Source organism: Lutispora saccharofermentans (genome assembly GCF_024363565.1).
GTDB lineage: Bacteria > Bacillota > Clostridia > Lutisporales > Lutisporaceae > Lutispora > Lutispora saccharofermentans.
Genome location: NZ_JAJEKE010000001.1, coordinates 42,965 through 57,355 on the forward strand (window position 1 = coordinate 42,965; position 14,391 = coordinate 57,355).

Consider the following 14,391-nt stretch of genomic DNA (forward strand, 5'->3'; position numbering starts at 1 on the left):
ATCTAAACATTAAGCAATTTTTTTACATCCAACAAAGTGATTATTTTGTCATCCAGTTTTCCTATACCATATATGTTATTTTGCTCAGTATTTCCTAAGGATTCCGGAGGCAATTCGACCATATCATTGCTTATTTCGATGACCTTTGAAGCCGAATCAACGATTAATCCTACATTTATATCGTCAACATATACGATGATAATTCTTGTATTTTCGCTTTCTTCTTTTTTATCTAAATTAAATTTCTCACGCAAATCAATGATTGGGACTATCTCGCCTCTTAAATTTATCACACCTTTAATATATGATGCAGTTTTAGGCACTCTTGTTATATTGCTCATTTTTTCTATAGTCTTCACTCGCAGTATATCTATTCCATACTCTTCATTGTCTAATTCAAATACAACAAATTGATTGTTTTTATCGGTATAATTCATATGGCTCCCCCCTTAAATCATCGAATTTGAATCAATAATAAGCGCTACTTGTCCATCTCCTAATATTGTTGCACCTGCAATATTCCTTATACCCGCTAAATACTTTCCTAAAGATTTGATCACTATTTCTTGCTGACCAATCAAGCTGTCTACTATAAAGCCGGAGCTTTTCTCTCCTTTTTTTACTATTACTACAGTCAATTCGTTTGAATCCTTTTCATCATCTTTTACATCAAGAACATGGGACAGCCTTACAATAGGGAGAACTCCATTTCTATACAGTATCACTTCTTGTCCTTGTACAATTCTTATGCTATTTTTTTCAATTGAAGTGATCTCCTTTATTGAATTTAAAGGTATAGCATATTTCTCGCTTCCTATGGTTACCAAAAGCGCTTGAATTATAGCTAAGGTCAAAGGCAGTCTTATTATAAATTTGCTGCCTGCATTGGCTGAAGTTTCTACTTCTACAGTTCCTCCTAATGATTCTATTTTTGTTTTCACTACATCCAGTCCTACACCTCGGCCGGAAACATCTGATACTACATCGGCAGTGCTGAAGCCTGGCCTGAAAAGTAGATCGACTGCTTCCTTTTCATTCAATGCACCAGCTTCCGCCTGGCTGATCAACTTATTCTCAACAGCTTTTTTCTTGACTTTACTAACATTAATGCCTTTACCATCGTCTTCAACTTCAATAACCACACTATTGCCGTCTTGAAATGCTCTCAGCGCAACACTTCCCGCCGGAACTTTCTTATTGTTTATTCTCTCCTGCTTATCTTCAATACCATGGTCAATGGCATTCCTTATTAAATGTATGAGAGGATCTCCAATCTCGTCTATGACCGTCCTGTCTAATTCAGTTTCTTCCCCGCTGATATGCAGGTTAACCTCTTTTCCAAGCTCTCTTGACAAATCTCTTACCATTCTCGGAAATCTGTTAAATACCCTTTCAATGGGTACCATTCTTACCTTCATTACAGCATCATGAAGGTTTGTTGTAATTCTCTCCAAATATTCAACAGCTTCAGTCATATTTTGATCTCTCGTGTCGGAATCAACGCCTTCCAGCCTAGTTTTGATGATTATCAGTTCGCTCACCAGGTTCATGAGATTGTCCAATCTATTAATATCTACTCTGACCGTTTTGCCTATTTTATTCTTCTTTGCATGAGCTTCTTCTGAATCTTCCTTGTTCTCTTCAACTTGCTCAGCCTCTGCAACTGCAACCTCTTTTGAGGAAGCTTCGAAGGCTTTCGTCACTTCCTTCAGTTCCTCAATCACAATCTCATCTATCTCAGATATAGACATAAGGTCATCCTTTACTTTGTCTTTGCCTTCACTGGTGATCACTGCCAACTTAAAATTGTTATCAAACTTTTCATCTTCTATATCTTCTACTGAAGGGAAGGACTTAAAGACTTCAGCATATTTTTCCAAGCTTTTAAATACAAGAAAAGCTCTGGCGGATTTAAGCATACAATCTTTTGATAAAATAACCTCAATTTTAAATACCTTCATTCCCTGAGCTAAGGCTTGTACAATTATATTTTCATCATACTGATTTAACGCGAAATTAGATATAGCAACGCTGTTATCGGCATCCTGCCTTTCATGGGCCGGCAAGTCCTTATTATAAATAATATTGTTCAACTTATTCTTCAGAGGATCAATATTTTTATCCATCTCTTTGCCGGTTTCTGATATGCAGTTGACAGATCCTTCTAAAAAGTCTAAACACTCAAACAAAACATCCAGTATTCCCGAATTGATCGTCAATCTTCCATTTCTAACTTCATCCAGTATATTCTCCATCTCATGGGTAAGATTCATTATAGCATTAAATCCCATTGTACCTGCCATACCCTTCAAAGTATGAGCTGATCTGAATATTTCATTTAGAAGATTATTATCGTTTGGATTGTTTTCAAGTCCTAAAAGATTTTGATTTAGATTTTGCAAGTGCTCTTGAGCTTCTTCTATGAAAATTTCCAGATACTGATTAATATCCATTTGTCATACCTCCATATATAGTAAGTTTTGTGTTACCAGGCAATTTAATAGTAATGCATGGTGAATAGCACGGATTATATCAATCCTTTTTTTAGCAGCTTCCTCTGTTCCTGAAAAATAAACTTTGTAAGTACCTTACTATCTGCTTTTCCCAGATCCTTAAACCTTGCTCCATATTCATATAAATGAGATTTTTCTATATTGTACTGCTTCCGCACTATTACAGCTCTGAGCTTCATCGTGGTATCAGATTCAAAATCCATCTCCAATTCCAGCAAATTATTTATATCCATCTCTTTTCTGGCATAGAACATAATGCCGCCTTCACTTATATCTGTTAAAATTCCTTCGTCGTACTCAGGGATTTCTTCATCGCTGTCTATTTGAGAAACAACTCTATATTTAATAGGTTTTACTATTTTTAGCCTATAGAAATTTCTTCTTTGAACTCTTTTAGGTTCAGATGTTATCTTGAGCTTTAAAACCGGTATGCTTTCATAATTTTTGTCAATAACAACTGCTGAGAACTCAAGAACAGCATCTTGCTTATTTATTATTAGCTCTATTCTTTCTCCGTTCAAAATATATATGGTATTCCTTTTATACATAGGAAAAAGTATTTCTATGATATCATCATTTTCAATATTTGCTACCTGGCTTGCATATGAATAAGAATTTTCCTTACCTATTGTTTTTACTTGCACTTTATCTCCAATACTAAAGAATTTATTCAATGATACCGTAAGAACCACCACCCCTCTTATCAGCTAAAAAACCACTTTAGCTTATTTACAAATAATCTGATGCCGTATCCTTTATCATGTTTATTAGTTTTAATATCAACTAGAGCTTCTGCAATTAAAGAAATATCGATAGAGGCTTCAGATCCCTCAAATGATATAACAAAAGGCTGCTGCATTTTTACTGCTTTTGGTATATTGACATCGTTGGACACATATCCCAATTTTTTAACCGATAGTCCTAAAAATCTTGAGCATACATCGCATAAATTGTCTAAAATATTGGCTGCCTCCCTAGAATTTTCTGCCCTATTCAATAATAGCTTTACATCTTTAGTTTTATCCTTTTGAGATATAATTTTTATCAAAGCATAAGCATCAGTGATGGAAGTAGGTTCTGAAGTCGTCACTACTATAACCTCTTTAGCCGCATAAATAAAACTCAGCACTTGATCAGATACGCCGGCGCCAGTATCAATAAAAATTATATCTGCCTCTTCATCCAGCTTCCCGAGTTCAACGAGAAGATGGGCTAATTGCTCATTTGTAATTTTTATCAGATCCCGTAAACCTGAACCGCCAGAAATAAATCTTACGCCATTAGGACCTTCCTCTAAAACATCATAAATACCTTTTCTATAATTTATAACATCTGAAAGATTGTATTTAGGGATAATCCCTAAAGCAACATCAACATTTGACAGACCTAAGTCTGCATCAATTATTATCACTCTAAGCCCTAACTGAGACAATTTTATCGCAAGGTTTATTGTTATATTGGTTTTTCCTACTCCGCCCTTACCGCTGGTAATAGTTATTACTCTGGCATTTTTTTTAGATTTATCTATAAAATCCTTTGATATATCAGAATCATCAAAAGAGTTATTAAGACCTCCCTTACTATTAAGCTTTTCAACAATATCCCGTAATTTACCTGCTTGATCCTTCATATAATTTATCACCTAACAAAGAATTGATTATTTTGCTTTTATCTGCAACTTCTATATCATCAGGCACACTTTGACCATATGTCAAATATGATAAAGGCTTTTTTGTCATATAAGAGAGATTTACTATTGCTCCATAGCTGGAGGTTTCATCGAGTTTTGTAAAGAGCAATTTATAATCTTCAAGGAAGCTATAACTGTTCAGTATATCCCGGCAATCCGACATTTTTGTTCCAGCGCTGATCACTAAATATACCTGACTTTCTATATCGGAATCTAAAAGATGCTTTAATTCCATTAACTGATACTTATCCTTATGACTTCTTCCTGCAGTATCTACCATTATGATATCCTCTTCCTTATAATTTTCAACCGCAGATGCAAATTCCTGCGGTGAGTATACAACAGTCAATGGAATTCCTATTATATCGCTATAAGTTCTTAACTGTTCAACTGCAGCGATCCTATATGTATCAGAAGTAATAAAACCGACCTTTTTCTTTTTCGTCAATGTATATAGCGCCGCAAGCTTTGCCATTGTCGTGGTTTTCCCTACACCGGTAGGCCCTATGAAAACAGCAACCTTTTTGGGTTCTGTGTCAACATTCTCATTTTCTAAAGTAATAAGGTCCAATAATGTATTATGGATAAAATTTCTTATAAAGTCTTCGCTGCTTTGTAAATCCATTGTCAATTTTTCAATTTTATCCTTAAGCTTTTCTATAATTTCTTCATCGACTTCTGCATTTCTTAATCTCAGGATATATTGCTTAGCAATATCTGATATACTGTCTTCATCCAGCTTTATTACCTTATATACCTTGTTCAACATGCTCTTTATTTCATTAAACTCTTGCTCCATGCTCTTGGTTTCATTGCTATTGTTTAAATATGAATTCTTTATGCTGTTCATGCTTTCTTTAAAAGATTCCGGCTTGTTCACCAAGCTCTCACTTCTTATGCCTGAGCTGTATTCCTTAATATCCTTTCTTTCGTTCGGGCTGCTTCTTTCATAATCATCAACCGCTGCAACCACTTCAATAATAGGTTTGGAGAATAGGCCTTTAAGCCCTCTTTTTTTTATTTTCCTGGTGTTGATAATAACAGCATCTTTGCCCAATTCAGTTCTCACTTTTTGCAGAGCTTCTTGTACCGTATCTCCAATATATCTTTTAACTTTCATTAAATACTCACCATCCCAATAGATTGAACTTCAATTGAAGGATCTATTTCATTATAAGATAATACTATAAGGCCTGGAGCAACTCCTTCGGCTATCCTTTTAAAATACATCCTCACCATTGGTGACGTCAATATCAATGGCTGCTCACCTATCGACATAAATTTTTGTATTTCCTTCATAAGACTTGCTGCAATGCTTTGTGTTGCTTGAGGATCAATAGATATATATGAACCATAATCCGTCTGCTGAACAGAGTCAACAATAGTCTGTTCCAATTCCTGAGCCAGGGTTATAACTTTTACTTTCTTGTTATTTATAAACCTTTTTGTTATTGCCCTGCTCATAGATTGCCTTACATATTCTGTAAGCATATCTGTATCTTTTGTCAGAACTCCATAATCCGCCAAAGCTTCCATTATAGTAACCAAATCTCTTATCGATATATTCTCCTTCAGTAAATTGGTCAGCACTTTATGAATTTCTCCAAGGCTCAGTATCTTAGGCAGTACCTCATCTACCAAAGCCGGATAAGATTCTTTTATATTATCTAAAAGCTTTTGCACATCCTGTCTTCCCAACAATTCTGCCGAATGAGCTTTAATCACCTCTGTTAAATGGGTAGCAATGATCGATGGAGGATCCACAACGGTATAACCCATCATTTCCGCCTTTTCCCTTTGGCTTTCGTTAATCCATACGGCGGGCAAACCAAAAGCAGGCTCCACTGTCTTTATGCCGTCTAAATCGCCTTCAGCAGTGCCGGGATTCATAGCTAGATAGTTGTCAAACATTATTTCTCCATTTGCTACGTCTGTACCCTTTATTTTTATTACATATTCGTTTGGCTTCAATTGAATGTTATCTCTAAGTCTTATGATCGGAACCACTATTCCCAGGTCTAAAGCACATTGCCTTCTTATCATAACGAGCCTATCGAGCAAATCACCGCCTTGGTTTGCATCGACAAGAGGCAATATGCCGTATCCAAATTCCAGTTCAATCGGATCTACCTGCAACAGTGACATTACATTTTCAGGCTTTCTGATTTCATCTGCTTCGTTGCCCTGATCCCTTATTTCCTGCTCCATCTCAGCTTCTTTTATAGTTTTCTGCAGGGTGTAGGCCATAAAAGACAACAATCCGGAAAGAATTATATTAGGTAAAGGCGGCAAGCCTGTAAAAGCTAATATAATCAATACTCCGCTGGCGATATAGAGCGCTCTTGGCTGGGAAAACAACTGCTTGATCATCTCATTTCCAAGATTTGACTCTGATGCGGCTCTTGTAACGATTATACCTGTGGCTGTAGAAATCAAAAGAGCAGGTATCTGGCTGACCAAACCATCACCAACAGTAAGATTGGTATAGATTGCTGCCGCCTCTGTCATTTCCATGCCTTTTTGAAGTATACCGATTGCAAAGCCGGCAGAAATATTGATTATAGTAATGATTATACCTGCTATTGCGTCTCCCTTTACAAATTTGCTCGCTCCATCCATGGCACCATAGAAATCCGCTTCTCTTTGAACTTTCTTTCTTCTATCTTTAGCTTCTCCCTCACTGATCAACCCGGAATTCAGATCCGCATCTATTGCCATCTGTTTTCCGGGCATAGCATCCAGGGTAAACCTGGCTGATACTTCAGCAACCCTTTCAGCACCCTTTGTTATTACCATAAACTGAATAACTACAATAATAAGGTATATTATTATACCAACGATGGAGTTGCTTCCTATAACAAAATTACCAAAAGCTTCAATAACATTCCCTGCATCAGCATTTCCCAGAATCAGTCTGGTTGAAGAAATATTTAATGACAACCTAAACAAGGTCGTTATTAAGAGCAATGAAGGAAAAATAGAAAATTGCAGAGGTTCCTTTATATACATCGCTATTATTAAAATTATAAGAGACAAAGAAATATTTATTGTCAGCAATAAATCCATCAAAAAAGTAGGTATGGGAATGATAATCAATAATACTATCGCAATCACTGCTATGGCAACTATTATATCTCCAAATTTAAACAAAGCTGTTTTCCTCCTACTTATTTTTTAAACTATATACGAATGCCAATAGCTCAGCAACGGCCTGATACATCTCAACAGGTACTTGCTGGCCAATCTCTGTTGTCTTATATAATGCTTGAGCTAAAGGCTTATTTTCAACAACAGGCACATTGGACTGCTTAGCCGCATCCTTTATTCTATGTGCAATTAAATCTTTTCCCTTAGCTATAACAATAGGGGCATCAGAAATTTCTGAATCATATCTTATTGCTATTGCATAATGAGTGGGGTTTGTGATTATCACATCCGCTTTAGGTATCTCTGCCATCATTCTTCTTAATGATAATTGCCTTTGCTTTTCTTTTATCTTTGATTTGACTTGAGGATTACCTTCAACCTGCTTGTATTCTTCCTTAATTTCTTGTTTTGACATTTTAAGGTTCTTCTCAAAATCCCATAATTGATAACCATAATCAAACACTGCTAAGACCAACAAGACTGCGGATGCTCTCATTCCTATGGTAATTATTGCATTTCCTATAAAGCTTACAGAAGAATTTATATCCATATATATCAATTTAGAAATCATCAGATAATTATCTCTTAAAAAGTCATATATGAAATAACCAATCAGCAATATTTTCAAAGATGCTTTAATCAATTCTACCAGAGAGTTTTTAGAAAACACTCTCTTAATCCCCTCTAAAGGGTTGAGCTTATTAAAATTTGGTGTCAGCGGTTTAAAAGAAAAAATAAAACCAACCTGTAAATAATTCGCTATAAGCGATGCCAATGCAGCTACTCCTAAGATAGGAAAGATGATTACCATAAACGCCCACACCGATTGAATAAAAATATTATGCAAATTTTTTGCTTCATACAGCCCATCAACATTGCTGAATATAGTAAGGAATTTATTCATGATAAAAGCTAAATTATCATATATAAATCCTGATAGTGTTTTAATACACCAAAACATTAACAATAACAAAACAGCTGAAACTACTTCTCTGCTTTTAGCTACTTGCCCTTTTTCCCGTGCTTCTCTTCTCCTCTTAGGCGTGGCTTTCTCAGTTTTTTCCTCCGAGAAAAGAGTAAGGTTTATAACAAATCTGCGCAAATCAATCATCCTTTAGCCATGCTCTGGATAATAATGCTAATGTAAGCAAACATACGCTCAAACAAATAATCTAAAGTGTTGGAAAAGCCAGGCATAATAAGCAATAATGCTAAAAGTCCCAAAGCAATTTTCATAGGCAAACCAACTATGAATACATTCATTTGAGGAACAGTTCTAGATAATATACCTAGAGCAACCTCAGAGATCAAAACAGCTGCAATAATTGGAAATCCAATCTTTAAAGCAATGGAAAATGTTTCAACAAACACTGTAACAAGATTATTTACAAGGCTTTCGGTAAGTAAAAAACTGTTTATTGGCACAACATTATAGCTTTTAACCAGAGCAGAAAATAAAATATGATGTCCGTCAACAAGCAAAAACACTAAGATGGCAAATATATATAAGAAATTTCCTACAAGAGGAACTTGAATATTGCTCTGGGGGTCCAGCACATTGACCATCCCAAATCCAATTTGCGCATCAATCATCTGTCCTGCAACAAACATGGCTGCAAATACCATATAGCTGACAAATCCAATAATAACCCCCACAAGAAACTCCTTAAAAACAATGATGCTGAAATCAATAAGGCTGGTGTATTCTATCGCAACGTTTCCAAATAGGGGAGCGATCGTAAAAGTAGAAAATACAGCCAGTCCGACTTTTAAATAAGAAGGCATATTTTGCCTTCCGAATACTGGACTTATTACAAATAATGAAGTCATCCTCACAAGCACCAAAAGATATATGATAAACTTATTTATAAATAACTCTGTTATTTCACTCATATTTCTACCTTATAAAAGTATGGATATTTTCAAATAGGCTTATGGTAAACTCTGTTATCATATTTCCCATCCAGGGGCCAAATATAATGAGTGTGATAAAAATAGTGATCAGCTTTGGTATAAAGGATAACGTCGGTTCTTGTATTTGTGTGGTAGCTTGTATAATGCTGATCAACAGTCCTACTATTAAACCTAAGCCTAAAATTGGTGCGGATATCATTATTGCCACAGTAATAGCTCTTTGTGCTACATCCATTACGATGCTTTGTTCCATAAAAACACCTCTTTAGCTAAAAACCTAATAACAAAGATTTTACTATCAAATTCCATCCGTCTACCATAATAAACAGCAATATTTTAAACGGCATGGAGATCATAACAGGGGGCAACATCATCATACCCATTGACATAAGCGTACTGGCAACAACCATATCGATGATTAAAAAAGGTATATATAGAAAAAAGCCGATCTGGAAGGCTGTCTTTAATTCACTTATAATAAAAGAAGGAATCAATACTTTAGTTGGTATGTCCTCCAGCTTCATTGAACTGTCCATTTGCCCAAGCTTTAAAAACAAGGCCAGATCCTTTTCTCTAGTATACTTAAACATAAAATTCCTTACAGGCTCTACAGCATTCTTAATAGCAACTTCTTGGCTTATCTTCTCTTCTGTAAATGGCTTTATAGCGGTTTCATTGATCTCTGTAATAACGGGAGACATGATAAAAAATGTAAGGAACAGCGCAAGTCCTATCAATACCTGGTTAGGCGGCATTTGCTGAGTTCCTATTGCACTTCTCGTAAAGGACAATACAATGATTATCCTGGTAAAAGAAGTCACCATTATCAACAGAGAAGGAGCCAATGATAAAACTGTAAGAATGAATAATATCTGCAAGCTTAAAGCTACTTCTTGGGGTGATTCCGCTGCCTTTACATTAAAATCAATGTTAGGTATAGGGAAAGTAGGCTCAGCATATATGCTGCTGCTTATAAGCAATAAAGTTATAATTAAAAATATTATTTTCTTAAAATCTTTTCTATTCATCAGTTTTATTCCTTTTGGCAATGTTTTTAAGCTTCTCAAGGTTTTGCTTAATACTATACCTATTTTTGTATACGTCAATATTCTCATAGCTATCATCTAAGCAACTGTCAAAATCAATAGGCTCCGAATTCCGGTTCATATCAAAGGATGAATCCTTCAATAAATCACTTGATAATTTCTCCAATAAGCATACGCCCCGCTGAGAGCTTGATATTAAATAAAATTCGCCGCAAATCTGTACAATGTGCAGGTTTTTATCATTTCCAAAGGAGAGTGTCTCAATATGCTTCATCAGCCTATTCTTACCAGTAAACTTTTTCCCAATAAATTTGGTAAAATAATAGCTTAAACCCAAAATCATCAAGAAAATTATTAAAATAAAAATTAGCTTAAAAAAACCCATAAACACACTTGTTTCATTATAGGCATTCATAATTCTAACCCAATACCTTCTTCACCGCTTCAATTATTCTTTCCGCCTGGAAAGGCTTAACAATGAAATCCTTTGCACCGGCTTGAATGGCCTCTATGACCATAGCCTGCTGGCCCATAGCCGAACACATTATAATTTTCGCTGAGGGATTTATATTTTTTATCTCTTTCACAGCTTGAATCCCGTCTACTTCGGGCATTGTAATATCCATGATTACCAGTTCCGGGTTGCATTCCTTATATTTTTCTACGGCCCTGGCACCGTTTTCGGCCTCCCCGGCTATTAAAAACCCATTCTTAGACAAAACATCCTTTATCATCATTCTCATAAATGCAGCATCATCTACAATTAATATCCCATTCGCCATTTTAAATCCTCCTAGTTAATGCTAATATAGTTTTTATGATTTCTTCAGCCTTTTGTTAGGACTGATAATATCGGTTATTCGTACTCCAAAGCTTTCATCGATAACTACTACTTCTGCTTTTGCAATAAACTTTCCATTCACAATAACATCTACCGGTTCTCCAGCAAGCCTGTCAAGCTCGACAACTGTTCCCGGACCAAATTCCAAGATATCCTTTATCAGCCTTTTTGTTCGGCCTAATTCGACAGTAATTTCAAGGGGAACATCCATTATTAAATCAATATTTTCTTTATCACTAATATTGTTATCTTGATCAAAAGCTTCAAATTGAACAGGCTGAACATTTATTGAATTTTTATCAGGTTTATTCCCACTCACCTCATGCATCACATCCTGGGGAATACTTTTATCTACTATTCGACTTTCATCTGGTATTTCCTTCTTTTTAGTCTTTTTTTCCTGTGGTTCATTGGACGATGGATGCAGAAGCTCTTTAACCATCTGCTTTGCAAAATCAACAGGGATCAATTGCATTATCTCACTATTTAGAATACCTTCCACTTCCATTTTAAAAGCCACTCTTACAATGGAATCATTAAAGCTGAAATTCATCGGTTTTGAATCCTTAAAGCTCATTGAGAATGCTTTTGGAGGAGAAATATTAATGCTCTTATTGAACATGCTGGATAATGAGGTTGAGGATGAACCTATCATCTGATTCATAGCCTCACCAATGGCGCTCAAGTGCAGATCGTTAATCTCTCCGCCTATGTTATGTCCGTCACCGCCCATCATAAGGTCAGTAATGGTTTTAACATCATCTTCTTTCAATATCAGCAGATTAGTACCCCTGAAGCCTTCAGTGTACTTAACCTCTACTCCTACGTAAGGGAGCGGGTATTGCCTCACTAATTCCTCCCAAGTCATCACGCTTACCTTTGGAGTAGTAATAGTAACTTTATTATTTAATAGAGTGAATAAAGTTGTTGCCGAAGTGCCCATACTGATATTGCCTATTTCCCCTAAAGCATCGATTTCCTCCGGTGTAAGAGGGGAATTATCTTCATTGTTTCCTTTTAATAACGCATCTATTTCTTCTTGTGAAAGCATATCACTCATCTGCCTCATCCCCCTTTTTTTCAATTCTTGTAATCTTTACTGCAACTTTATTCTTTTTCAAACCCGGATAACAATAATATTTCAATCTGTTTCCAACAAAGACTTCCAGTTCTTCATTTGAAGATTTATCCAGCAGAATGACATCCCCGATTTGCAAATTTAAAACATCCTTAACATTCAAAAAAGACTTTCCTAACACGACATTCAGGGGCAAGAATGTATTTTCAATCCTTCGCTCCAGATTATGTATTTCATTGACTGAAATATCCTTTGTCACTCCTGAAAACCAAAATTTTGTACTTAACTTTTCGATTATAGGCTCTATTACAATATGCGGTATGCATATATGCATAGCTCCTTCAACAGCTCCTATTTTTACATTTAATGTTATTAAAGCTATTGTTTCATTTGGCGACATTACCTGGGCGAATTGCGTATTGGTCTCAATTTTCTTTAGTTTAGGCTTTATCTCAGATACATTCTTCCATGGCTCCTTATACAAATTTAAAATCTGATTTATAATCTTTTCCATAAGAGTAAGCTCTATTTCAGTAAAAACTCGATTTTTCTCATAGGCCTGCCCGGTTCCTCCAAGTATCCTTTCTATCATAGCAAATGTGACACTCGGACTGATCTCCATTAATATTGAACCACTCAGGGGGAGGAAATCAACTATACCCAGCGTAGAAGGATTCGGCATAGAATTGCTAAACTCATAATAGGTAAGCTGATCTACTGATACAACCTCTATCTGAACTAAAGATCTTAAATAACCGGATAAATATGTCTGTAAAAGCCTGGAAAAGTTATCATGTATCATCTGTAAGGTTCTAAACTGATCCTTGGCAAATTTATTAGGTATTTTAAAATCATATGGTCTTACTTTTTTTTCTTCCTTCTCGTCTGAAATCTCCATTACGTCTAGTTCTCCGGTTTTTAACGCATTTAGCAGAGCATCAATTTCACCTTGAGACAATACCTCAGTCAAATGCTGTCACCTCCTGCTAATTAATTATGAATTCGTCAAAATATACATTTAATATTTTCTCTGTCTTGAGTAGCTTTCTTAAAGCCTCTAATATCTCCGTCTGAAGCTTGAGCTGGCCTTCCGATCCACTCAAATCTTCTTCGTTTTTCTCCCGAAGTATCAAATTTATTTCATTTCTTATCTCCGGGTTTCTAGCCGTAATAATATCTTCTATTTTTGAATTTGCAAGCTCTACCTTTATGGTAATTTTCAATATCCTTTTACTATCTTTTACATTGCTTATAAATGAATCTTCAAAAGAATACATTATAATCTTTTTATCAACCTTTAGAAGATCTTCTTTTTCTGCGTTACTATTAATGATAAAATATAACCCGAACCCAGAAGCAATAATGATAAATATCAATAAAGCTATAACTATTATGAGCAGCGTTTTTTTGTTTTCCAACTTCAACCCTCCATTCTGTTATTGGTCAGGTCCTATGCCATTCGTTTCTGTTTTTAATATCATGATGTCTACTCTTCTATTTTTTTGTCTGCCATCTACTGCATCATTTGTGTCGATGGGATGATACTCTCCATATCCCACGGCCGATAGCCTCCAAGGCTCTATATCCTTCAGTTCTATCAAGTATTTAAGCACATTGACGGCTCTCGCTGTAGAGAGCTCCCAATTTGAAGGATATTTACCGGTATTAATGGGAACATTATCCGTATGTCCCTCGATCCTAATGCTCTTGCCGCTTTCCTTTATCACATCCGATATCTTCTCTATAATATATTTTGCTTCATCCTTGATCTCGGCCTTGCCTGAATCAAATAACGTAGCATCCAATAATCTTATCAGAAGGCCCCTTTCATCAAGTACAAGAGTAACACTTTTTTCCAGATTGTTTTCTCTGATAAAGTCATTCACCTGTTCATTTATTTTTTTAAATTCTTCTTCTTCATCATTTGTATCTCCGGGAAAGGTGTTGATCAAAGGCTCCATTTTGACAACAGTACCGGAATCCAAAACTCCCAATGAGCCTTGCATAGACTGTATAATAGCTTTAAACTTGTTATTATCAATGGTTGAAAAAGAAAATAGCAGAACAAAAAAACATAGCAGTAAAGTTACCAGATCTCCATACGTGGACATCCATTCCGGAGCACCTTTTTTAATATCCTCTGTTTTTCTTCTTGCCATATT

Annotated in this window: 16 protein-coding genes; all 16 read right to left on the minus strand. The window is 35.6% G+C overall.

Going from position 1 to position 14,391, the window contains the following annotated elements; translation table 11 throughout:
• Window positions 1–2: 2 nt before the first annotated feature.
• Window positions 3–437 carry a chemotaxis protein CheW gene (locus LJD61_RS00230; RefSeq protein WP_255225493.1) on the minus strand — a complete coding sequence of 145 codons (435 nt, stop codon included), beginning with the start codon at window positions 435–437 and terminating at the stop codon, window positions 3–5.
• 12 nt (window positions 438–449) lie between these two features.
• Window positions 450–2,453 (minus strand): chemotaxis protein CheA, encoded by a 2,004-nt coding sequence (locus LJD61_RS00235; protein ID WP_255225494.1) that lies wholly within the window; start codon window positions 2,451–2,453, stop codon window positions 450–452.
• A gap of 74 nt (window positions 2,454–2,527) precedes the next feature.
• Complete coding sequence (locus LJD61_RS00240; protein WP_255225495.1) at window positions 2,528–3,205, minus strand: flagellar brake protein; 678 nt, start codon at window positions 3,203–3,205, stop codon at window positions 2,528–2,530.
• Between the two features lie 11 nt (window positions 3,206–3,216).
• Complete coding sequence (locus LJD61_RS00245) at window positions 3,217–4,143, minus strand: MinD/ParA family protein (RefSeq protein WP_255225496.1); 927 nt, start codon at window positions 4,141–4,143, stop codon at window positions 3,217–3,219.
• Window positions 4,124–5,323: a flagellar biosynthesis protein FlhF gene (gene flhF / locus LJD61_RS00250; protein WP_255225497.1), complete on the minus strand. Its 1,200-nt coding sequence runs from the start codon at window positions 5,321–5,323 to the stop codon at window positions 4,124–4,126. Before flhF ends, LJD61_RS00245 begins: the two co-directional genes overlap by 20 nt.
• Window positions 5,323–7,353, minus strand: a complete 2,031-nt coding sequence (flhA, locus tag LJD61_RS00255) for a flagellar biosynthesis protein FlhA (protein WP_255225498.1) — start codon at window positions 7,351–7,353, stop codon at window positions 5,323–5,325. Before flhA ends, flhF begins: the two co-directional genes overlap by 1 nt.
• A gap of 13 nt (window positions 7,354–7,366) precedes the next feature.
• Window positions 7,367–8,452 (minus strand): flagellar biosynthesis protein FlhB, encoded by a 1,086-nt coding sequence (gene flhB, locus LJD61_RS00260; protein ID WP_255225499.1) that lies wholly within the window; start codon window positions 8,450–8,452, stop codon window positions 7,367–7,369.
• A 5-nt stretch (window positions 8,453–8,457) separates the two neighbouring features.
• Window positions 8,458–9,243, minus strand: a complete 786-nt coding sequence (gene fliR / locus LJD61_RS00265; RefSeq protein WP_255225500.1) for a flagellar biosynthetic protein FliR — start codon at window positions 9,241–9,243, stop codon at window positions 8,458–8,460.
• 4 nt (window positions 9,244–9,247) lie between these two features.
• Window positions 9,248–9,517, minus strand: a complete 270-nt coding sequence (fliQ, locus tag LJD61_RS00270) for a flagellar biosynthesis protein FliQ (RefSeq protein ID WP_255225501.1) — start codon at window positions 9,515–9,517, stop codon at window positions 9,248–9,250.
• A gap of 16 nt (window positions 9,518–9,533) precedes the next feature.
• Window positions 9,534–10,292: a flagellar type III secretion system pore protein FliP gene (gene fliP, locus LJD61_RS00275; RefSeq protein ID WP_255225502.1), complete on the minus strand. Its 759-nt coding sequence runs from the start codon at window positions 10,290–10,292 to the stop codon at window positions 9,534–9,536.
• On the minus strand, window positions 10,285–10,725 hold the full coding sequence (locus LJD61_RS00280) for a flagellar biosynthetic protein FliO (protein ID WP_333783028.1): 441 nt from the start codon (window positions 10,723–10,725) through the stop codon (window positions 10,285–10,287). The genes fliP and LJD61_RS00280 overlap by 8 nt, the downstream gene beginning before the upstream one ends.
• A 4-nt stretch (window positions 10,726–10,729) precedes the next feature.
• Window positions 10,730–11,092 (minus strand): response regulator, encoded by a 363-nt coding sequence (locus LJD61_RS00285; RefSeq protein ID WP_255225503.1) that lies wholly within the window; start codon window positions 11,090–11,092, stop codon window positions 10,730–10,732.
• 33 nt (window positions 11,093–11,125) lie between these two features.
• Window positions 11,126–12,211 carry a flagellar motor switch phosphatase FliY gene (gene fliY / locus LJD61_RS00290; protein WP_255225504.1) on the minus strand — a complete coding sequence of 362 codons (1,086 nt, stop codon included), beginning with the start codon at window positions 12,209–12,211 and terminating at the stop codon, window positions 11,126–11,128.
• Window positions 12,204–13,199 (minus strand): flagellar motor switch protein FliM, encoded by a 996-nt coding sequence (gene fliM / locus LJD61_RS00295; protein ID WP_255225505.1) that lies wholly within the window; start codon window positions 13,197–13,199, stop codon window positions 12,204–12,206. The genes fliY and fliM overlap by 8 nt, the downstream gene beginning before the upstream one ends.
• 16 nt (window positions 13,200–13,215) lie before the next feature.
• A complete protein-coding gene (locus LJD61_RS00300) occupies window positions 13,216–13,647 on the minus strand; it encodes a flagellar basal body-associated FliL family protein (RefSeq protein ID WP_255225506.1) in 432 nt (143 codons plus the stop codon).
• Window positions 13,648–13,665: 18 nt separating this feature from the next.
• Window positions 13,666–14,388, minus strand: coding sequence for an OmpA family protein (locus LJD61_RS00305; protein ID WP_255225507.1), 723 nt, complete (start codon window positions 14,386–14,388; stop codon window positions 13,666–13,668).
• Window positions 14,389–14,391: the final 3 nt, after the last annotated feature.